The organism is Clostridium beijerinckii (assembly GCF_018223745.1).
GTDB classification, from domain to species: Bacteria; Bacillota; Clostridia; order Clostridiales; family Clostridiaceae; genus Clostridium; species Clostridium beijerinckii.
In genome coordinates this window covers 1,013,045-1,035,188 of record NZ_CP073653.1, presented here as the reverse complement: position 1 = coordinate 1,035,188, position 22,144 = coordinate 1,013,045, and the positions used below count along the sequence as shown (strand labels likewise).

Below are 22,144 nucleotides of genomic sequence, written 5' to 3'. Positions count from 1 at the left end.
TACATTTGCTCTTTATAACATTAGCTACCTCCACTATTTTTTAGGTCAACATACCATAATCCTAAATCACTTTTCTCTACAGCTATAAAATCAGGTCCAATTCCTGGATTTTCACAGTAATATTTACCTTTCCATGGTGTTTCATTACTCATATATATATCTGTTTTTAACGCCTTTACTAAATATCCGTTAAAAAACAAGTGTGTTCTTATTGAATTTTCAGGTGTTGAATGGCAAAATAAATAACTTCCTGCAAACGCCAACACTATTATTACAAATATAATATACTTCTTTAGTCCTTTCACTTGCTGCTCTCCCCTCCTTTGTCAAAATTCCCACTCTATTAATGAACAATAAATTTACTGTTATGACACAATTTAAGAATATTATTCTTCGACATAATATAAAAATTTCTATTAGAAGTAAATTTTACAGGTAATTCACAGGATTATCTAAAATTTCTTGAACGATATTAAAATATTGTCCAATATGTATTCCATCAACCAAGGCATGATGTACCTGTACAGAGATCGGCAACTTAATCCTACCATTCTCTTCAAAGTATTTACCCCATGATATTCTTGGTATGCTATCAACAGGATTCATCTGAATTGGGTGAGTTATATTAGTAAATGAAACCCATGGAATACTGGTAATGTATAATAGGTCATCACGCCTTGGTTCATCTTCTATAATAACGTTGTTTTTTACCTTCTCAATTTCCTTTAATGTATTATTTTTGAATTCCTTAAATCCCTCTATAAAATTAGATGTACAGAAACTAAATATTTCCCCTTCTGTCATCACAGTAAAAGAAGGGCTTACAGTTTTATGTTCAATCACCTTATCTTCTCTTATTCTAAATCTAAATTCTTTTATATTGTTTGCTGCTTTTGTGGAAACATATAACATTGATACAAAAAACGGAAAATCATTTTCTTTAATATAGCTATAAAACTTTGTAATATCAAGGTTTCCACAAATATTAAAATGCGGGTAATCAACTTTCTTAAAATAATTATAGTGGTCTTTTCTCTTCCAGTTTTCTATATCTATAAATTTCATTAGGATATCACTCTCCATTAAAATTTTATTATCTATATTGCACAATAATTTATTATCAAGAAATATTTTAAAAAAACCACATTAAATTCATTTCTTGTTTTCTTCAAGTGTATCTAAAATAATATCCAATTTTTCATTCATTTGTTTATTCCTTTTTATAAAACTTTTAAATGCTTTTACCCCTTTATATATTCCTATTATTATCAAAATTATTACCCCAAAATTGATCCAATTCATAATTAGAGTCATATAATTAATTTGCATAAGCTTTCTCCTAACCACATAAATTGTTTACTTTTAATATAATTTTTTATAAGCCTAGAGCTTTTAACTACTTAATATCGCTTTATATAATTATTATTATATTACAAATGCATTTATTTACAAGTTTTCATATTATTGTATCAATATTATTATGTAACAAATTAAAATAATATAAGGAGTTAAGATGGACAGAACAAAGCTATTACAGTTATTAAACAATTTTAAATTTAGCTATAGCTTCATTCAGTCCATCTTTTGTAATCCAATAACGTCGCTTCGCTCCTAAGGAAGAGAAGTTCAAGCTAGTTTATAGATTCTACTGTTTTTAGTACCTATATATTATGGGGGTATAGTCTAAACATTTATAATCTCTATATATTTTGAACTTCTCATTAATTGTTGTAGCCTGCGGCAGCAAGGAATAAATATATTGGAGCACTACGTTCTCCTTGTGGCTGCGCCACTCTATTAGTTTAGTTTTATTTCTACGTGCTTAATTTAAATTATCTTTATATACCACTAACTAGTTTCTAATTAATTATACTTTATCTATGGTCTTTATGTTATAGCTATTATTGGTATAGCTATATACGCATTTTCTAAAGGACAAGTTTATTTGCTTTAGAGTTCTTTGTGTGCCATATCCACCACCCAAAAATGGACAGGTCATATAGCTACAGGCTTCTAACATTGTAAAAGTCTCCTCATCACTCGGAACCTTTTACAAAGTAAGAATCTGTACGCATTAGACTAGTCCTTTATTTAGGTTCCCGGTGGGGCACTTCGGGATGAAGATTTTCATGAATAAATTATAATCATGTAAATATGCAGTTAAATTCCTTCTTCAAAATATGTATAAGAATACTTATCCATCCCTCTGACTGGAACTTTTGTTTATGTTTTTTTTTTAGGTTCATTATAATTTATTTTTTCTGGTATATGAAATGGTAAATATAATGTTTAGTTGGTCAGACAAGCTGACAATAATTTTTGGGGGCTTAGACATGCCATCACAATTATATAAGAAAGTATTAGTAATGTGACGGCATGCCTATCTTGTACGGGCTTAAGTTCATTACTATAATGTTTGATTATATGATTTTTCCGCTCTAAAAATCCAATCACTAAAAATAATAAATTGTATTACATGGAAATTATTTTTAATGATACGATTTTCAGATCTATTATCTACTTTCAATTACTCATAGGTACTAAAAAAGCCAGTCCAAGACCGCCCCCATTGAAAAACTCTAGACCATACCTTTTATATAGTTTTTTTCATATAACATGGTACATTTATTTAAAATGTAGCTCAAGACACGCTTCGCTTTTGGTCTTGACCTGCCTTTTAAATAAATAGGTAAAGTTAATATGAAAAATCTATGTGATATTATACCGCTTGATTGGACATGCTGTTTTTAATTTATCGGTTGAACCTTTAAGAATATAGCTTATATTATTTTCTTTAATCATAGGTTCCTAGTGCTAAGTGCTTGTCCTTATTATCTCTTTATATATAGGGGATTTCTCCCCTTATGTATTTAGTATGACAGCTCCTCGCATGATAAACTTTCTAATATATTTTCATGTTCTGCATTTACTTGTTTATAATATTCTTCCCTGGCTTTTTCTATATCTTCATTTCTTTCAGCTTCATAATCTACAAAACTGTTACCCTCAATTTTGCCTCTAAATGACTTCCAAAATTCATAATCATCACTTGTAACACTGAATATTCCTTTTCTTGCTATATTCTTGTTATAACTTAATTTCAATCCATAAAGACTTAATGGTGCGCCTTCATACTCAATAATTATTGATCCATTCTTTAGTCTATACGCTGTTTCAGAAAATCTGAATTCTTTATTTTCGCTTAAATATCTGTACTCTGCTATTAATGTTTTTGATTCATATTTTCTCTTTTCCACTTTTATGGCCACCTTTTCTTTTTAGTTCCTCTCCTACCATATTTTTATTATGCCCACTTACATAAATTTTAGACATTATTTATGTACAAAAAAGCACCTTTTCAGGTACTTTCATTATTTATAATTTATTCTCCAATACATAGTTTCATATACCCTCTTATCGCTTTACTAACATCTTTTCCATTCCTATGACAATACGCCTCAAAGTCTTCATATAACTTGATTTCACATTCCACATGAAGTTGCTTTGTTGGTGGTTTTTCTTTTTTTATTCTATTTCTATTTTCCATTATTATTCCACTCCTTATCTGTAAAATATTCTAGCCAACAATCAAATTTCTTATACTTAAATAGTTAAAAAATATATACAAATAAGTACAAACGCATACGAATATTTGTTCGCGTAATTGGCAATAATTATAATATAAGGTTAAGAGAGGATTTGAAAAAATATGAGAAACTTCACATTTACAAAATGGCTTACTACTAAAGAAGCTTTTAATTCCTACGGACACTATAAAGAATGGCTTTCTATTTTATCAAAAGAAGAATCTAAAAGAACTGATTTATATTATCACGAAAAATATCAATACTTTATAAATTACCTACAGACTGAATGGGATTAGAGAAATACGCATCTCTATCCCCTTCTAAAAGTTTCTATATGAAAGGATTAAATCTAATGACATTTGCAACATGGCTTATAAAAGAAAAAGGCTTTGTATCAAAAGCTCAATTTGATTCACTTGTAAATACACTACCATATGAGGGCAGAAGAAAGTTAATCATATACTATAAAATAGAATATGAACATTATCTTGATACAAGACCAATGCAGCTTGAAATTGAAATAAAATAATCCTGGAGAGGTCCTCTCCAGGATTATTTTATTTCTTTTAATATTCCACAAACTACAGAATTAACTGCTAAAATTATAGGACAAGCTTATGTTGTTTTTTTAGCAAATACTTAAGCTCCATAGAAAATAAATATTGTACAGGGGTGAGCGCAGCGAATTTCCCCTTTACAATATTTATTTTCTATTGGTATAATTGCTCTCCCAAAAAACATTATTTTAGATAAGTTCCATTACTATAATCTTAAAATCCAACTTTTCTTTATTCAACGCTATATCCATTTATTGAAATTATTTTTATTAATGGAGCTTGTTTAAAATTTCCTTTTTGGCACTTCCATATACCATAAATTATCTAGCTCTATAGAGAACAAAGTGGCTGCGCATGCTCATTCCTAATCATATTTTTATAAGCCAACAGCCTCTTAACTATTGATATAATTGGTTTTAAAGACACAAAATCCATAGATATTAAAAAAACACCCGAAGGTGCTCTTACTCATATATCTCAAAAATATTATCTACTAATTCTGTTCCTGTCCCTGTCAAATAAATAATCTCAATAATAACAAACACTAAATCTAAATAATTACCATCTGAATACCCTTCTTCGCAATGAGCAACTTTGTTCCGCATTTTCTCATAGTCATATAGCTTATTATACAAATAACCATATTTCTCAAAATCTACAACACATTCGTGTATTACATCTTTAAATTTCTCATCTATAATTCGCCTATTCATATTTTGATATCTTTCAATTTTATCATAGTATTTATCAAATACTTCAGCATTTCCTATTCTTGGCAGTAAGTTATAATACGCAGTTTCTAGATTTGCATATAGCATTTCTATATATTGGTCTAGTGCCGCAAAAGCAGAAAAAAAAGCCAATCTTTCATTTCCAATGTTGTACATAACATAACTTGTAAGCAAATATTCTACCCACATGGGATAATCATTGTCTATTGGTAATCCATATGCATTGCACTCTAATGTTCGTTCTGAAAACTCAATAATAGTCCAACCATCTATATTGGGTACATAATCAAAGTCACATTTAAAAAAGATTCCAGGTGCAAAATGATCTATTGTAATAATATCGCCTATCATATTACATTCTCTCGCAATATTTACAGGCTCATCAATAGAATCGGGTTGTATTACTATTTCAAAATCTTCAACTGAAGAAAGCAATTTCAAATTTTCAACTTCAAGATAATCACTAAAAGAAGCACTGTATGCTTCTTTAGGCAACTTTACTCCAGCAAATGAAATTTCAAGTTTTAACTTGGTTTGCTCTATTCCAAAGATTTTATACAAAAAGCAATGCTCTTCACAATCATAGATCTCTCTGATTAATGAAGATAAATTTTTTTTCCTCAAATTGTGATTCCATACATATTCTTTTACTTTTGAACCTCCTGACTTATTCTTTTCCATCCTCTTTCTTACCTTATAAACATTAGTCTTAAGAAATGGAACCTTATTTGCATTTCTGTATCCCAAATCCGCTCTAGCTTCATCTTGTAATTGTTCTAATGTACAAATACCTTTCAATCTAATCTTCCCCCAACTCTTCCAATAATAAAACATGCTATAACTGTACAATTACTCTAATTTTTTCTTCAATATTTATTTTTTTATTGTATAACTTAATATTTTCAATTGCAACTTTGTAGTTATCATATTGCTTTACTTACATATATAAAAATTATACATTGATTTAACTTTATTATAATAAAAAAAGAATGATCTATTATTGTGAATAGACCATTCTGAATACTGGTTAATATTTATTTAATAAGGGATAAATAATGTTTAACTACTTTGTGTTTATATATTGCAAGAGATTTGTGACAGCAATATGGCAAAATTGAACTTTCTTGACCTGGTGTTATACTTATAATCTTTCCAACAGATCATAACTCAATGTCCTAAACACCTGACAATATTTTTGAAATCCATCTTGTCCAATAATATAAATATTAGGCATATAATCCATTCTTACTTTTGAATACATAATACGCTCCAAACCATTATCTATAGCTGTATGATTACTTAAAGCCACATCTACTTTTTTACTAATTGCTTCACTAATAAAATAATCTAAGGACTTAAGATATTGTTGTACTTCATCTTTTGTCCATGGTGGAGTTGTAGCCCCCCATAATGCTGCCATGTGGATTTCACCATCATCTTTTACAGGGAATATATAGCTTAATCCTCCTGGAGTATGACCAGGAGTACCATAAACATATATTGTTTTATCACCCAATATTATGGTATCACCATCTTGAACATAAACATCAATTTTATAATCTTTCCACGTTTCTGGTCTATCAGGCTTAGTAGGATGTTCCTCCCAAAAAATATCATCTATTTTAGAAAGATATGTGTAAGCATGGTATTTCTCAACAAACCATTTTCCACAGCCTGTATGATCAACATGTCCATGAGTTAAAACCAGCTTTTTTATAGTATAAGGATTCCAACCTACATCTTTAATCGCAGCTACTATTGCATCAAAAGCTTCCTTTGCTGGCCAAATAGCATCTATTACTATTAGCCCATCACTTGTCTTTAATACAAAGCAATTTGTTTCTTTTTGTGCAACAATTAGTAAATCGTCAAAAATCATAGCATGGGTAAAAAATGACATGTCCTCCATTGCTTTGATTGTTTCTTTCGTAATAACTGGCTTATTTAATCTATTCATTTAATATACACTCCTCTGTACAAAATTAATTTTTTGGTTGTACAGAGGATAAACGATTCTTTGGGTGCATACGTAAAAATATTTTCATGATTCACCTTCCTTATAAATCAAAATTTATCTTTTTTAAATTATAACTATTATGTAAATATCAGACTTTCTTTAAGATAATGTACTATATTAAATATATTATTCATTATTGTTTTTATTAAACCAATAGTTTTTCATCTCTATTAGGAATTCTTTTGTTATTTGATATCCTGAACTTTCGCTAATTATAGAATCTGTACCACAATACGGACAAATACCTGTACCACCAATATCCTCAACCCAATCTACAATTTCTTTTGGACTAAAAATTTTTAAACAATAAAAGCAACCACATTTTTTATCTCTTAACAATTGATTTCTGTGATTAGATGAATATTTATGTGCTTTTATATACTCCATCATATTTCACCTCTTATTTTCACTACCAGCGACTTGAAAATTATAATATTATTACACTAGTTTCTAAAAGCTATTCCTTGAACACTTGCACGATCCTCAGTTAATAAATTTCTAATAATTCATTTTCAGTTACAAAGAAATTTAATTGTGAATAAATATTTGCATTATTGGCTGAAAATTCAAGTTCAATCATGGTTTCATCTGACCAAATTCGCTTAATATTAATACATCCCATTTAAAATACTCCCTTTATCTACTATAAACAAAAATCTGTCTTGTTTTATCAAAAACTACTATCAGAACATATTATAACACATTTTGTAAATAACACATTTTGTAAATAACATATTATTTAGTTTTCAAAGAACAATTTCTTATTTTAATTTACTCTGTCTAATCTACTCTACTCTCATTATAACTACTATTAAAAAAACTTTTATTCCACAGGGCGCCGTCAATGTGCTTGCTTTTCTGCCTGTCCTTATTAGTAATGAGTGTTATTGAAGCGCAAGAAATCGTATCACTAAAAATAATTTCTTCTTAAATATTTATTTCTATTATTTTTAGTGATTGGATTTCTTAAGCGGAAAGAACGCCTTTACTAAAAAGGACTAGCAGGTAAGCATGTACATTGTGGACCTGCCCTCACCCATCAAACCTTATCTCTATCTTGGTGAGGGCAAGTCCAAGGCGCCCTTTTCCCTATGCGTATGCATCACTTCTCCATAAATCATTTAATACACCAAACAGGTTCTCTCTATAATATTTATACTAATTCTCTATTTAGTAAACTTTCAATTGTTCATTGGATTTAAGGCGCAGCCTTTAATCCAATCACTACACTTAAAACATTCTCTTAAGAAAGTGTCAATGTAATAGCAAGGGGCAGAGCTCCGTGGCTATTACGTATTGACTCTTTCTGGAGTTGGAATTTAGAAATACATTTAAAGTATCCTCTTTGAAAATAAAAACATTAACTTTCTCTCCCCATTCTCACATTTCAACAAAAACTCTTATCTGGGCATGCAGCATTATCTCCAGTATTACAATACACCAAAAACTATAATAACACCTTCTCTATAATCTGCACCAGAAAAACCCATTACCACAAAGAAGGCATGTACATTTTGCTAAATAACGTTTCCCGAAGTGTCCCAGCTGAAATTAAGGAATAAACCTTCATTTCTCAAAATCTTTATAACCACAAAAAGACCATAAAAATTCATGGCCATAAATATTTTAGCTTGGACATTTACGGGACAACGACTTATCTTAGCGAAGTGTGCATGCCTTCTGTGGGCATTCTTGTACTGGTTTGTCGCCTGTCCTAATCGAAGATAGGATTAGCAGGCAAACCTGTACAAGATGGACCTGCAATCTTGATTGCAGGTCCAAGCCTACGCACGCCGTCCGCTGCAAGCCCAAACACAATATTAGGAGCCAACCACGCAATCCCGGCAGGGTTAATATTCACGAACTAGCTCTATACCTATGGAATTCACCATCTATGAATAACATCAATTTATGATTTCAAACAAGACTATTCTATGAAGAAAAAAGATAGAAAAACCTGTCCTATAAAAAATACAGATACTGTAGATACTACTATATCTCTAATATATAGTAATACAAATAAATTATTAATCTTAAAAAGCTATAAATCAGATCATAAACCAGCAATTATTATTGATAAAATGCATATACTTAGAATTAAATGAATTGGAGCCTTAGCTCCAACAAATGGATTTTCAATTGTTCAAGCCCTTTAGGGCTTGGATAATTTCCTTGCTGCCGCAGGCTACAACAATCAAAGAGAAGTGCAAGCTATATAGACTTTCTATATATTTAGTAAATACAATCTTAATGGGTCTTAACTAAAAAAATAGTATTTAATATAAAACAGCTTGTACTTCTCTTCATTTATTTTTTATTATATACACTATTATTTTGGAAGTTAATTCAAAACTTAGTATTGTATCCATTTGCCATCACTATCTACCTTGAACCCGTCTGGTGTTACAGTATTTTTTAGCTTCTTACCATCATCTCCAAAATAGTACCAATAACTTTTTTCTTTACCATATGCATAGCTTTTAAATTTAATCCATTTATTAGTTATCATTGCACCGTCTTCTCCACAGTAATGTTACTATTTCTTAATATATTCATGAACTCTTTTAGACATGTGATCTGCTCCTGTAACTCCACCATAATAATCAAATGAACCTATTTTACCTTCCTTTTTATATTCTAAATACTCTTCTAATGTTATTGTAACTTTTGTATTAGTTGAATTATTCCACTCATTATAATTTTGTGCCATAGTAATATCCTCTATTGTAGCCACTCCATTTTTAATCCAACATGTTGTATCATAATGTGCACTATCTTTTCTATCCTTAAGATATAAAAATGTTATTGACCCATACCAATAACTATTTGGCATTACCCATCCATCATCGAGCAACTTATCAACCACACTTTTTGTCGCACGTACATTTGCTGGATTTATTTTAGTATCGGTTGGTATATTATCTGTCCAAGCGCCATCACTTCCTAGATAGTATCCATCGATAAATTGATTTGTCACCATTTTACCACCACTTACAAAATACCAATTTGCTCCTGATTGAACCCATTTATATAAATTATGATGTCTACCATTTTCATAATAGTACCACCCCTTAGAACTATCAGTTGAATCATTGTATACCCATCCATTAAGTATATTACCACTAGTATCTGTAAACCAAATATCTAATCTATTGTCAGGGTTTCTATGGGATACTCTTTCAACTCCAAAGACTCCAACTGGTAATATTGTAACAATAAACATAGCAATAAGTGCCTTAGATATATTTTTTAACATATAATATTCCTCCTTTAATTACGTAAATCATTCCAAAAAACTTTTTTACTTTATACAGTTTTATGAATATATCTTAATTTCTTGATAATTTAAAAACACTATAACTTAGCTTTGTAATATATTATTAGTCCATAAATATAAACAAATATATTTTATCTAAATGATATATTTAGCGCCAATCATAACTACTACCTACGCCCATCCATTTAAAAGTCTTTTTAATTTTATTTCCCTCTATTTGATACGTATTACTATTTCCTTGGTTATATAAAGCATATACACATTTACTCTCTTTACCAACTAAATACCCTCCTAATCCATCATTTCCATTATCAAAAAAGAATTCGTACATTGGTTCTTTGGGAAAATTCCAAGTTCCAAAATAAAGATTATCTTCTTCGCTATATTCTCTGTAATTAGTCGATAATTGATAATTTGGGTTTGAAGCTATATAAGTACTATCAACATTTAATATTAACTTTCTTGCTTGATCTGCTGTTATTTCACCATTTGTCCAAGCTCCATCTGAATTTAAATAATAGCCATCAATAGTGGTATCATGGGCCATTTGACCGTGAGCATAACAAAAGTACCAATTTCCATTGTCATTTACCCAACCACTTCTTATTACACCATCGGAATTAAAATAATACCAATCGTTATCAATGTATTTCCATCCTGTAACATACGAATCCCCTTCTTTATATTTATATCTTGTGCCATACCTTTCCCATTCAGCTGAAGCTCCTTTAGGAATCACTGCCATTACAGTTATTGCGATTAACAAACTTGAAATTAACTTTTTTACCATTTTTACATTACCCCTCAATTCTTTTTTATAGTAACATTTTATGTAAACAAGTATATGACTTCTATATTCTTAAGCCATAACTATAAATTTGGTATAAATTTATTGCCATAAAAGTGTTATGTTGTCCTTAATGAATGCTCAAATTTCTCCTACTTATTAACATAATTATTATTGAACTTGCTAAAAACACTTATCCAATCCATGCTCCATTTGCGCCTAGTTTGTACCCATCTATAACTGTATTTGAGAGCATTTTCCCATACTTATCGAAATAATACCAATTTCCATCAATTAATTGCCATCCTTTTTGTTGTATTGCATTAGAATAATAATACCAACCCTCACCATTCCATTCATTATTCCATCCATTACATTCAATCCATGACTTTAATTCATCATGTATATACCAATGATGGATTATATTATTATTTTCAACGCAAGCAAAAGACTGTCTTTTAGCTCCACCCTCGCTAGCATATATTTTTCCCGAATTCACTCCAATATAGTAACTCATACCTTCATATTGAAAAATATATAAATTTTCACGATTATCTGTTAATTTATAAACATAACAACCATACTTATCTGTTTTTACTGAAATCTCGTTAATGAATTTTAGCTCATTTAAATCTACAACAAAATCAAAAACATCTCCTTGTGTAACAATTAATTTTTTAGCTTGGTCAATACTTATTCTGTTCTCTGCATTTGCTATAATTGGATTAGATGCTACTATACTCGAAGTAACAATTCCATATGCGATAACTGGTGTTAAACATTTTTTTACCATTTTGAATTACCCCTTTATTATTTAATCCTTATAAATATCTTCCCTTAATTTAATATCATTTTAATTGATATAGTTCGGCAATTTTGCCGCAAAATTAAAATTTTTCAATTTTTTATTCACAAAAGATTATTTATTCAATATTTTCTAATCTAAAATAAGAAAAACTCATCATACATAATCGAAGGTTACCTCCATTATGTATAATGAGTTTAATGTCTTATATTATTTATCTGCCAAATTTGGAATCTTTGCTTTATCCTTAATTAATATCACTGCTATATTTCTTTCCCATTTCACTAAGCCAAGCTTTAACTTTTTCTTCCATTTTCTTTTCATCTTCAGCATTAAATTTGTCATCATATTGTCCATAAATTTAATATAAAGATTCTTCCTTGCCTGTACTTCCATCATCATTTCTATTTACTACATAGATATAGTCTAAATAAGGATCTCTACTCTCTTTATGATATATAAATGGCATAATAATTTCTCCTTTTATATTCATATAACCTGCTTTGTCATTTTTTACTATCTTAAAGGCATAATAACGTTTCTCACCTATATCATCATATATATTTTCTAAAATATATTCTCCAAACATATCTACGATACCATACTTTCCATTATCTTTAACTACTAAACCAATTCTATCTTTTATAATCCCAAATTCTTTGATTGATTCATATTTTATCGGAATATAAACTCTATCATATTGATCTATTACACCTTTCTTGCCATTTAATGTAGCTTTAAATAAAACTATTGGATCAGAATTTTTGAAGCTATTTAAATAGTTATCCCAAATGTATCCACAGCTCCAAAGATCTAATTCTTCTAATTTATCATATTTTATAGGAATTGTAATATTACGCTTATTATCTATAACTCCTACTTTACTATCTATATTTACTATAAAATACTTATACCTTAAAGACTCTATTCCTTTTATTTCATCATAATCAAAAGGGATTATGATTTCATTATTATGATTAATAGCTCCATATTTTCCTTTTTGATCTTCTGCTATATAAAATTCTCCTCTTCTGAAGTATAAGTCATATTCGTAGAATTTACGAATATCTTCATCTATTTCAATCAAAGAATTATATATACATGGAATAGTTAACTTATCTTCTTTATAACTATAAAGTCCATATTTTTTATCATAACTTACAGTATAATACTTCTTATTAAACTCATCTCTTACCGCATAAGCATGTTCAGCACTAAAAAGTTTTCTTCCAGTACATAAATCATATACAATATCTCCATTTGAAGTTGTAAATGTACAATGTTGTTTATGGTTATAACCATATTCATTTGTTATTTCTGATTTAATAAATGGAACTATAATATCACCCTGGCGATTTACTATTGCATGTTCATTACATCTTTTACTTTTGACTACTATATAATTATAGCAACCATCTAAATTAGAATTTAGCCATCCATAATCTTTATAATAAATTTCGGTATTCTCTAACTTACTTATAGTTTCTCCATTTATATTAATAATTAAAATTTCATTATTAACTGTTGATACCATGGCTCTTCCATCTTTAAATTCACCAGCAAAAGTCCAAATCTTTTCATTATTAACTTTTGTTATAACTTCCCCTAACTTCTCATTTACATATACCCAATCCCCAGTATCATTAGCATCACAATCTTTAACTCTTGCTACTGCTAATCCATCATTGAATTTTCCTACATAGTCATATCGTTCATATTTTGAAACTTTCTCTCCTTTTCTATTTATATATATAGGATACTCATCATTATTTAAAATAGGTAGCAATCCTTCAGCTTTTTCAATAGCCCCCACTCTATCGCAACTAATTATTGCACCTTCATCTGTTAATACATAAAAATCATCGCATCTAGATAAGAATGCAAAACCATCTTTAAAATCTGTTGCTTTTGAAAACCATACTGTATAATTTTTATATTCACCAAATACATCATCGTTTGAAATAGGATTTGCTTTATTTGTATTAATGTCATAAACCAAATACGTAAACATATCATTTTTCTGTACTTTTACAAAATTCTTGTAAAAATCGAATACTTTATCATAGATACACTGAATAACTTCTTCATTTTTTTCATTAATATACCCCATTTTTCCAGTAGACTTTAAACTTACTTTTCTTAATCCAAATTCATTAAATACTTTTTTATTATTTTCGATTTTAGAATCCTTTTCTGCATTTCTTTCTAAAGCATTACTATTTATTGTTGTTTCACTTTTTTCTTCTGCACTATTATCTATACTATAGTCTACCTTAGTTCCACATTCATCACAAAATTTACTATTCGGAACTAATATATTTCCGCAATTCTTACACTTTAACTCTTTTATTACCTTTTCACCGCATTCAAAACAAAACTTAGCATTTTCTCTTAGTTCTGTTCCGCATTTTTTACATTGCATTTGTATCCTCTTCTCTCTTTAAATTGTGAATTAATTACTTAAATTTATATAATATTAAACTGCTTTTTAATGCAAAATATTTATTGCTGTAACTCACTATCTAAGCATCTTACTTGAGTTCCATCTATTTTAACCTGATAAATACTATCATAATCATTCCAATATGCATATTCACCTTCACATATTAATGTCTCAATTCCACTTCGTGAACCACAATTTAAATATTTATATCCATTGCCATTATATACTGCATAAAGATTATAGTAATGGTCTTCTCTATCTGAATAATCTTTTGTATGTCCATAATTGAATCCAACAGAATATTCATTATTAATAAAAGGAGCACCATAAAATCTATCTCCATGCTTTGTTACCATATTAGGATCCTGATTCCATATTACATCCTCAAATACCCCTTCTATAATATTATTCGTAATTTTACGCTTTACTATATAGTAACCTCTAATATCTTTCTCCTTTTCTGAGTAGAATGCACTGGTAAACATATAACCATTATCCACATCAAAATACAGAATATCTATATCGCTCTCATTATTGCTTTCTCCATTAATATATATTTTCTGTAAGCTTGAGCCATCTATATTCATAATGTTCCAACCGCTCAGACTTTCGCTTTTAAAAATAACATATTTTTTATTTGCTATGAAATATGATAAGCCATCATTAGATTCAAATGAGTTAATAAGCTTATAGTTAGATTTTCCAAATTCACTTATACATAGTTTTATAGATCCATTTAGATCATTAATAGAGAAAAATATTTGATTATCATACACATAAGTGCAATCTAATCTTCCATCTTCTATATTAATTTTATTAACTAGTTCTCCAGTGAAATTTAAAATCTCAATACAAGTCCCTCCAAACGCATTTACTACAATACCATTTTTATTTATATTAATATTATCTATGAAATTTTTTGATTCATAAAAAATTTTACCATTACTTCCACTCGTATCTATTTTATAAACACCTCTACCTTTGCATATATAGATATAATTCTCATGCTGTCTAACCCATCTAGACTGATTATGATTACATCTTCCTATGCTTTGACCTGCAAGATTAAAAAAATCAACACTTACTAATTTTTTTAATGTTTCGGTTGAAATATTAGCCTCTACCTTAGTTCCACATTGATCACAAAACTTACTATTATCTTTTAATTTATTTCCACACTGCTTGCATTTTAGCTCTCTTATTACTTTTTCACCACATTCAGAACAAAACTTAGCATTTTCGTTTAGTACTATGCCACATTTATTACACTGCATTCTTATATACCTCTTTTTCTTATATTTTTAAAGTTTATCTTAAAATTTCACCAAGTTTTCATCTATATCAAATTTCCTACAAAGCTTTTTAAGAAGTCTTCTCTTTTCATCTGTACTTGAATGAGTTGTAATATAAACATCTTGTCCATTTATATTACATTTTCTCAATGCTCTATATCCATGATCAGTTTTCCTTGTAAATAATTCTGGCATGCTATCTAGCTTATCAAAATTATCCTTAAGAATCATAGTTATAATTTGAGTAAAAGCATCGGCCCAATCTTTTGCTTCTATTTTTATTCCTTTATAAGATATTTCTAGTAACTCTTCTTTCTTTGCCCTTTTACTTGGTGCATTAACCGTAAGTTTTTCATTAGCATCTGTCATTAACCAAAATTTCTCACTCGGAATATCTAATAATTCAAGTGATTTTCCTATATCTCTTAACTTTTGATCTAAGGAAGATGACACCCCTACAAATATCTTTTTAGGATAATCTTTAATTATTATTTCTCTTCTAGATCTAAACTTACTTGTTTTAATTTCACCTAAATTAACTATATCTTGTTGTTTATCTAATAAAATTTGAATATAATTGGGGTTTATATTAAATAGATAATTATAAAATACTTCCATCATAGCTGAACCTTTAGTATCAGATAACTTGACTTTTTCATTATTTAATATGAAATATTCAATTTTTTTATCTGTTACACGATTTTGATTTGATTTCTGTAAATTTTCTTCTTTCACACCTTCAAAAGCATGCCATTGTTTAGCAAGTCTCAAAGATAAGTCTTCTCCTCTTACTATAATTTGTTCTTCTTTCCATTCATCTATATTTTTAAACCACTGGTTGAGAGAGAATTTACTTTTTCTCAAATTCACCTTTTTTACATTAAATAACTCATTAGAATTTTCAATGTTTTCTTTTTGTGCTAAATATGTTAAGTTACCTATTGTATTTAAATATTTATTATGGATAGCTTCCCACTCATTACCCATATAATTTTTCCAAGCTTCATTGAATGTTTGTGGCATAATATGCTCAATCTGTTGATAATCTGCTGATACTTTCTCACTATTCCCAAAATCATTTTCAAGTAAGTTTAATGCTAAACAACAAAATTTTGATGATGGTTTATAAAATTCAAAGTACTGAATCTTCTCAGCAAATTTTTCATCAGCTTCAATATAAACACTTTTTTCCTTAGTTACGTTTCCAACTAATATATTGGGAAGTTCTGTTAAGTAATCGCAATCTTTTGCGCTAAATAATTTAGGTCCTATTATAGGGAATAGCTTATCCAAAGATTTTTTAGCTGAACTATTTCCTATAATTGTTCTAACAATAAAAGTCTCTAGCTGTTTTAGAATTTGAATAAAAATAGAAAGTAGGTCATCAAATCCTCTTTGGTCAAATTGATCATAACAGTATAATACGAAAGGATAATAGGTTTCAGTCTCCAGCATTTCAAGTCTTTCAAACTGTTCTCTTAAACCTGATTGTTCTATTTTTGATGGGTTAATTATATTATCAAAAAATACTTTATAATCATTTAGGTTTTGTAAAAACTGATGAACTTTACTTTTATCTGAATTAAAATCAGTAAAATTATCATAGTTTTCTTTAAACTCAGAATAAATTTCTTTTTTAGAAATATATTTACCATCTAACATTAAATAACAACGTATAAATTCGTTCACATAACTTTCCTTAGAAATTTCTCTTCTTTCTTTACCATTAACTCTTTTTACTTTTGCAACATCTTTTGTCAGAGTCTCTAATGGTTTTATATAATCCTTATAAAAATTCTCTTCACCATCCTTAAACTGCATTACAAGAAAATTTCTAATTAAATCAAATGGTTCAAGAGCTTTTCCTTTAGAATTTAAGCTCTCAAATATTTCAAAGACATTCTCTCCATTTTCCACTAAAATATTTACTGCATATAACTGATTTAACACCGCATCAATCCATAAGCTAATATCTTGATCGTCTAAATATTTTTCAATAAAGAAATATTGCATTATTAGATTATTTTCTTTTCCTGTTAATTTATCCCTGTTTAAGCATTTTCTATAGCATCCACTATCTTCTTCTGAAAGTTCTAATTTATACCTATTCAATATTTGTTTTATATTTGTATTGTTTTCACTATCTAGCTTGCTTATTGCGAGCAAAATCAAAAATATTGTAGTAGTTCTTTGCTGACCATCAATTAAATAATTCTTATTATTTGCTGATGACTGTTCAATTACAAAGGAACCTATAAAATGTTGAATAGTTTCATCATTTAGTTTTTTCTTGTTAACAATATTTTGAATATCCTCTAGTAAGACTTCTACCTCACTGCTAGTCCAACAATATGGTCTTTGATATAGTGGAATAGAAATAGTTAAGTATTGCTCTAATATTTCCTTTATTGTTTGGCTTTGTGCCTTCATATTGAATAATCTCCCGTCTTTTTGTGTATTATATTTTGTAACTTAAACTATGATTAAATTATACTTATAACTACTCCGCAAAAATGCATCATATAATTTTTATCCTAAAAATCTAATTCCTATTTTTCCAGTAAAATATATTAAATTTACTATTGTTAAAAGGCTTGCTACTTTAAAAATCGTATTATTTACAAAGCCTTCTGCGTGACATAAATTAAGACCTACCCCTCCTGGCAATGGGTAAAAAATATGTACCTTCTTTTTATTAAAGGTATCTATTAAAATATGTGAAGACATTGAAATAATCATATATGGAACTGCATCAGGTAATATAGTATAAGTAGCTACACTAAGCAGTGCTACTGCTAAAGCTGAATGCATAAATGAACGATGTGGTTGATTTTTTCCAAAAATACAAATACCTAAAACTACTGCTATTCCTGCTACAAGCCTTATAATATTACTATTATTTTTAAATGATTCAATAATTCCTACATGCCACTTATATTCTGCAAATCCTAATGCAATTGCAGCTATTAAAATAATACCAAGTATTTTATCTATAGCTTCATGTGATTCTGATGTACTTACATCAATATCACTAATAACAGCTCCTACAGAAGTAACTCCCAAACACAATACTAATTCTTTTATCGATTGTGGTTGAGTAAGTAATAATGTAGATGCCATTGCTACAGATACATGCGTCTTTCCTGTCATTTTTTCTCCTCCTATAACTTCCAACATTCTACATATAACAAATTAATATTATATTTCATGTATATACTCCTTTTTACTTAATCACAATCAAATTATATATGTACAAACTATGCAAAAATTCATCATTATAGTTTTTTATTTATTTTTATGATTTCATATTCAATTATTTTTAGTTCCTATGCTCAATCAATATAATTTTCTAGTCCTTTTTTCAATCTCTCTTTAACCTTAGATACTAATATTGGTGGTTCAATAGCTCTACAATCAGTACAATATTGAGTAGCCCATAACACTACTCCATCTACTGAAGATTTAAAACTTACTCTTATCCATTCTCCATCAATTTCTTGAATTTTAATATCACCCCCAAAACTATCTATTAATGTATTAACCATATAGTTTTTACATTCTAAAATAATATGTTCTATTTTTCCCGAGTACATAACAGCGTGTTGTTCACGATATTTTGTTGAAGAAAAACTCCCATTTGTATTAGTAAACTTATGTTCATCATCCTTTAATAATTCTATTTTACTTCCTGGAATTTCTTTAACATCAATGAATCTATCAACTCTATAGTTGACTAATTCCTCGTGTTTACTACTCTTTGCAATTAAATAATAATATCCATTTGACCACATAAGATGATATGGTGAAATAACCTGAGGATATCCTTTTCTTTGAACTAATTCTTTCTTTTCATTATATGTTCCATATATAATCTCAGCTTTTTCCTTTTTTTCGATTATACTTCTAAATTTTGATATGGCTTCAAATATGTTTATAGCATTTTTAGCATTAAGACTCTCTCTTTTGACTGCTGTCCCTCTATAATCCAAATAATTTATACTATATTTTTTAGCTTGCAATTTGTTTAATTTATTTATAATCTTTTCGGTTTCCTTGACTGTAATATAGCTATATATTTCAATAGCATCAGCTAACATTTTTATTTCACTTGGATTTAAAATATTTTCAATATAATAATACTTATTTACGCCATTAGGAAAATCTTCATATGATAAAACTTCTTTATACCTTTCATACTTCTTATAGCACCTATGTACACTAAATCCTAAATACTTAGCAGCCCCATATCTTACCTCATTGCTTTCATCATCTATTAAACATTCTGCACAAACTTCGTCTAATATTCTATCCACTGATCCCCTATCAATTATTTTTTTGCAGTCATTATATATGTAATTAGCTATTTCTCCAGCAGAAATAGGTCGTTCACTAGTACTATGATCTTTTAAGGCAATCACTATCAAAAGTAGATTAAATCTGTTTCCTTTAAAATTTGAATCAATATTGTCTTTACTCATTATTTTCCCCCACACTAATAATTTCCCAGTCTCAAAAATTATATATTATGTTATTTTCTTTTATCATATACATATTTGAAAACACCAATTACTACTTGTTATTCAAAAATTGTTTTTCTAATTGCAAAATACGCAATCAACCCATATATAATCACTGTCCACTCAAAACTATGTAATGCTAAAAGTTCATAAATACCCGCAAATGAACATGCAGCGAAATATAATCCTATTACCATAATAATTCTTTTAAACACCCCCATTCCATGTGATTTCTTGTATATCCACATTACGATAGATGCTATTAAAAATGCAACAACTATTCCAATATATATCCCATCTGCTGAAGCTAGTCCAATTCCAAAAATCACATCACCAATCCATGAAATTACTTTATAAATTGCAAAAATTACCACAATAGCTATCACAGAACCAATAATGTACTTCTTAGAGTTATCTTGTATATTACCATTGAAATCAGTACTGAAATTTGATTCTAGATTATTACTCCCAGTTATGTTTCCCTTTCTCATACCACCATAGTTTTCTTCATACTTAGTTCTACTAACTCTATTTTTAAGAAAATCATCAAATGTCGGATACTCATCTTCAATCCCATCAGGGTATGCATATACAAAAGCTCTGATATCTTCTTCAGTTGCATCTTGTGAATATGTACCAGTATACCTTCCATAAAAATTATAACCATTCGCGATTCTTGAAAGTTTATACCCCATTCCTTCATGCATCTGTGCTCCTGATATTCCATCAATCAAAGATGCTTTTAATATTTGAACCCTTTCCTCCAACTCGTACTTTCCTAACTTCTCCAAATCCTTTGTCATTATATTACCTTCCTTATAAACAAACATATTTCTTCCTATTTTCTGTACAAACTAACTTTTTAAAAAATTGTGACAATAACTACCTTTAAATAATTGTCTACAATTATATTTTCATATCATAATCAAAGCTAAGTTCAAATAAAAAGCAGAAATTTTCAAGGATTATTTTGTAAATTTCTGTTTAAAATATTATACCTTTATTTATATATATTATCAATATTTTACCTTTCTTACATTCTTATAATAAAAAGCTGTTTATTTTCCATCCCATTTTACATTTAAAGTTTCTCCATTAATGCATATCCTAACCACTTTTCCTATTGCTTTCACACCCTGGTGTTTGATTTCCATTTAATAATTAACTTAAAAACCTACATCAATCATCTTAAGTGCTACTTCTCTTTTACTATCACCTATATCTCGGATTTCAGAATTAAATTCTGTATTAAAGATTTCGTTTGAATGATATCTTGGCTTTTGGTCATATTCCAATACCCATCCTTTAGGATTTATCATTATAATTTTTTCTCCTAGTATTATTAAATTAGCATCACCTTTTCTTTTGATATATTGCCTACGCTTAAGAGCTTCTAACTTTTGCTTTTGTATTTCATTCATTTCCTTATCAATATTCACAACAAGTATTTCTTCTTCAGGCATAATTCCAAAATCTTTAGGTAAATCAAACTCATTTATATGCCACATGCATTAAAATACATAGTTTTATCATCCAATCCAACTAGCAATGCTCCACTAAGAGTTTTTACTATTCTACTGCAGTTGCTTGAATATAATTTGATGATATTATCAAACTTACCTATTTCTTTATTTTCCGCTTTAATAATTATTTCCTTTGATTTTACAACCTCTATAGCAGGCAAATCAAATATGCTAATTTGTCCTTCAATAATACATTCATTTTTCATATTGAGCCTTTCAATACATTTAGTCTATTTCAGTTCTTTTGTTAATTATAGAAACAAATAATTTTCATCTATTTATGTAATAGCGAATATTTGTACATATATCCTTTATGAAAACAAATTAAAGGAGGGAAAAACATGGCTGTAACTAAAGTTATGAACTCAGCTACACTTAGCATTGAAGTTCAAAAAGGTACTGATAAAGCTGGAGACCCAATTTATTCCAAGAAATCTTTTTCAAATGTTAGGATCAACGCTGATGCTCAAAATGTTTATGAAGTTGCTGAAGCTATCAAGCTAGTTCTTGATGCTAGCACTAGAGATTCATTTATAACTGAATCTTCTAGCTTAATTAATGCTTAAGGTAGATTACTTAGGTAAATTTTAAAGATTGGAGGTAAATTA

The 22,144-nt window shown here is 28.6% G+C and carries 26 protein-coding genes; 4 read left to right on the top strand and 22 right to left on the bottom strand.

The genetic code is table 11. From position 1 onward, the window contains the following. Positions 1-20: 20 nt before the first annotated feature. The 6 genes from KEC93_RS04875 to KEC93_RS04850 form a co-directional block, all read right to left on the bottom strand. Positions 21-305 carry a YjcN family protein gene (locus KEC93_RS04875; RefSeq protein WP_077869780.1) on the bottom strand — a complete coding sequence of 95 codons (285 nt, stop codon included), beginning with the start codon at positions 303-305 and terminating at the stop codon, positions 21-23. Between the two features lie 124 nt (positions 306-429). Continuing rightward, entirely contained in the window at positions 430-1,065 is a 636-nt protein-coding gene (locus KEC93_RS04870) for a chloramphenicol acetyltransferase (protein ID WP_077869781.1), read from the bottom strand. A gap of 87 nt (positions 1,066-1,152) precedes the next feature. Beyond that, positions 1,153-1,329, bottom strand: a complete 177-nt coding sequence (locus KEC93_RS04865) for a hypothetical protein (RefSeq protein WP_172462740.1) — start codon at positions 1,327-1,329, stop codon at positions 1,153-1,155. Between the two features lie 538 nt (positions 1,330-1,867). Next, the gene (locus KEC93_RS04860) at positions 1,868-2,020 is read right to left on the bottom strand and encodes a hypothetical protein (RefSeq protein ID WP_023976701.1); all 153 of its coding nucleotides are present in this window, start codon (positions 2,018-2,020) and stop codon (positions 1,868-1,870) included. 850 nt (positions 2,021-2,870) lie between these two features. Continuing rightward, positions 2,871-3,257: a hypothetical protein gene (locus KEC93_RS04855; protein WP_038457525.1), complete on the bottom strand. Its 387-nt coding sequence runs from the start codon at positions 3,255-3,257 to the stop codon at positions 2,871-2,873. 125 nt (positions 3,258-3,382) lie between these two features. Then, on the bottom strand, positions 3,383-3,547 hold the full coding sequence (locus tag KEC93_RS04850) for a hypothetical protein (protein WP_009168805.1): 165 nt from the start codon (positions 3,545-3,547) through the stop codon (positions 3,383-3,385). A 162-nt stretch (positions 3,548-3,709) separates the two neighbouring features. On the opposite strand from KEC93_RS04850, the gene KEC93_RS04845 reads away from it, so the two are divergent. Then, on the top strand, positions 3,710-3,883 hold the full coding sequence (locus tag KEC93_RS04845; RefSeq protein WP_009168804.1) for a hypothetical protein: 174 nt from the start codon (positions 3,710-3,712) through the stop codon (positions 3,881-3,883). A gap of 38 nt (positions 3,884-3,921) precedes the next feature. Further along, positions 3,922-4,116 (top strand): hypothetical protein, encoded by a 195-nt coding sequence (locus KEC93_RS04840; RefSeq protein ID WP_172462734.1) that lies wholly within the window; start codon positions 3,922-3,924, stop codon positions 4,114-4,116. Positions 4,117-4,608: 492 nt separating this feature from the next. Here the strand turns inward: KEC93_RS04840 and KEC93_RS04835 are convergent, their stop codons facing one another. The 4 genes from KEC93_RS04835 to KEC93_RS26655 all read right to left on the bottom strand — a co-directional run bounded on the left by KEC93_RS04835 (position 4,609) and on the right by KEC93_RS26655 (position 7,514). Next, positions 4,609-5,673 carry a hypothetical protein gene (locus KEC93_RS04835; RefSeq protein WP_077869672.1) on the bottom strand — a complete coding sequence of 355 codons (1,065 nt, stop codon included), beginning with the start codon at positions 5,671-5,673 and terminating at the stop codon, positions 4,609-4,611. Positions 5,674-6,016: 343 nt separating this feature from the next. Next, a complete protein-coding gene (locus KEC93_RS04830; protein WP_009168801.1) occupies positions 6,017-6,832 on the bottom strand; it encodes an MBL fold metallo-hydrolase in 816 nt (271 codons plus the stop codon). Between the two features lie 186 nt (positions 6,833-7,018). After that, on the bottom strand, positions 7,019-7,282 hold the full coding sequence (locus tag KEC93_RS04825; RefSeq protein ID WP_009168800.1) for a hypothetical protein: 264 nt from the start codon (positions 7,280-7,282) through the stop codon (positions 7,019-7,021). Positions 7,283-7,379: 97 nt separating this feature from the next. After that, on the bottom strand, positions 7,380-7,514 hold the full coding sequence (locus KEC93_RS26655; protein ID WP_009168799.1) for a hypothetical protein: 135 nt from the start codon (positions 7,512-7,514) through the stop codon (positions 7,380-7,382). Between the two features lie 1,312 nt (positions 7,515-8,826). Here KEC93_RS26655 and KEC93_RS04820 point away from each other — a divergent pair. Beyond that, positions 8,827-8,997 carry a hypothetical protein gene (locus tag KEC93_RS04820; RefSeq protein WP_172462741.1) on the top strand — a complete coding sequence of 57 codons (171 nt, stop codon included), beginning with the start codon at positions 8,827-8,829 and terminating at the stop codon, positions 8,995-8,997. Between the two features lie 248 nt (positions 8,998-9,245). Here KEC93_RS04820 and KEC93_RS04815 read toward each other — a convergent pair whose 3' ends face one another. The 12 genes from KEC93_RS04815 to KEC93_RS26425 form a co-directional block, all read right to left on the bottom strand. Continuing rightward, positions 9,246-9,401 carry a hypothetical protein gene (locus KEC93_RS04815; RefSeq protein WP_172462742.1) on the bottom strand — a complete coding sequence of 52 codons (156 nt, stop codon included), beginning with the start codon at positions 9,399-9,401 and terminating at the stop codon, positions 9,246-9,248. A gap of 27 nt (positions 9,402-9,428) precedes the next feature. Beyond that, positions 9,429-10,148, bottom strand: a complete 720-nt coding sequence (locus tag KEC93_RS04810; protein ID WP_077868292.1) for a hypothetical protein — start codon at positions 10,146-10,148, stop codon at positions 9,429-9,431. A 169-nt stretch (positions 10,149-10,317) separates the two neighbouring features. After that, positions 10,318-10,959: a hypothetical protein gene (locus tag KEC93_RS04805; protein ID WP_077868291.1), complete on the bottom strand. Its 642-nt coding sequence runs from the start codon at positions 10,957-10,959 to the stop codon at positions 10,318-10,320. A gap of 190 nt (positions 10,960-11,149) precedes the next feature. Beyond that, a complete protein-coding gene (locus tag KEC93_RS04800; protein ID WP_077868290.1) occupies positions 11,150-11,749 on the bottom strand; it encodes a hypothetical protein in 600 nt (199 codons plus the stop codon). A gap of 373 nt (positions 11,750-12,122) precedes the next feature. Next, positions 12,123-14,183 (bottom strand): WG repeat-containing protein, encoded by a 2,061-nt coding sequence (locus KEC93_RS04795; RefSeq protein ID WP_077868289.1) that lies wholly within the window; start codon positions 14,181-14,183, stop codon positions 12,123-12,125. An 80-nt stretch (positions 14,184-14,263) separates the two neighbouring features. Next, positions 14,264-15,478: a zinc ribbon domain-containing protein gene (locus KEC93_RS04790; protein ID WP_077868288.1), complete on the bottom strand. Its 1,215-nt coding sequence runs from the start codon at positions 15,476-15,478 to the stop codon at positions 14,264-14,266. 39 nt (positions 15,479-15,517) lie between these two features. Then, positions 15,518-17,926 carry a DUF262 domain-containing protein gene (locus tag KEC93_RS04785; RefSeq protein WP_077868287.1) on the bottom strand — a complete coding sequence of 803 codons (2,409 nt, stop codon included), beginning with the start codon at positions 17,924-17,926 and terminating at the stop codon, positions 15,518-15,520. Between the two features lie 99 nt (positions 17,927-18,025). Then, positions 18,026-18,646, bottom strand: a complete 621-nt coding sequence (locus KEC93_RS04780) for a metal-dependent hydrolase (protein ID WP_172462744.1) — start codon at positions 18,644-18,646, stop codon at positions 18,026-18,028. 182 nt (positions 18,647-18,828) lie between these two features. Beyond that, positions 18,829-19,974, bottom strand: a complete 1,146-nt coding sequence (locus KEC93_RS04775) for a helix-turn-helix transcriptional regulator (RefSeq protein WP_077868285.1) — start codon at positions 19,972-19,974, stop codon at positions 18,829-18,831. A gap of 98 nt (positions 19,975-20,072) precedes the next feature. Further along, entirely contained in the window at positions 20,073-20,816 is a 744-nt protein-coding gene (locus KEC93_RS04770; protein ID WP_139357393.1) for a Yip1 family protein, read from the bottom strand. Between the two features lie 363 nt (positions 20,817-21,179). Further along, positions 21,180-21,521 (bottom strand): hypothetical protein, encoded by a 342-nt coding sequence (locus tag KEC93_RS26430; RefSeq protein WP_241394814.1) that lies wholly within the window; start codon positions 21,519-21,521, stop codon positions 21,180-21,182. Further along, complete coding sequence (locus tag KEC93_RS26425; RefSeq protein WP_238892893.1) at positions 21,509-21,742, bottom strand: hypothetical protein; 234 nt, start codon at positions 21,740-21,742, stop codon at positions 21,509-21,511. The genes KEC93_RS26430 and KEC93_RS26425 overlap by 13 nt, the downstream gene beginning before the upstream one ends. A gap of 135 nt (positions 21,743-21,877) precedes the next feature. Here KEC93_RS26425 and KEC93_RS04760 point away from each other — a divergent pair, with 135 nt between their 5' ends. After that, positions 21,878-22,102 (top strand): DUF1659 domain-containing protein, encoded by a 225-nt coding sequence (locus KEC93_RS04760; protein WP_077868283.1) that lies wholly within the window; start codon positions 21,878-21,880, stop codon positions 22,100-22,102. The last annotated feature ends 42 nt before the right edge of the window (positions 22,103-22,144 follow it).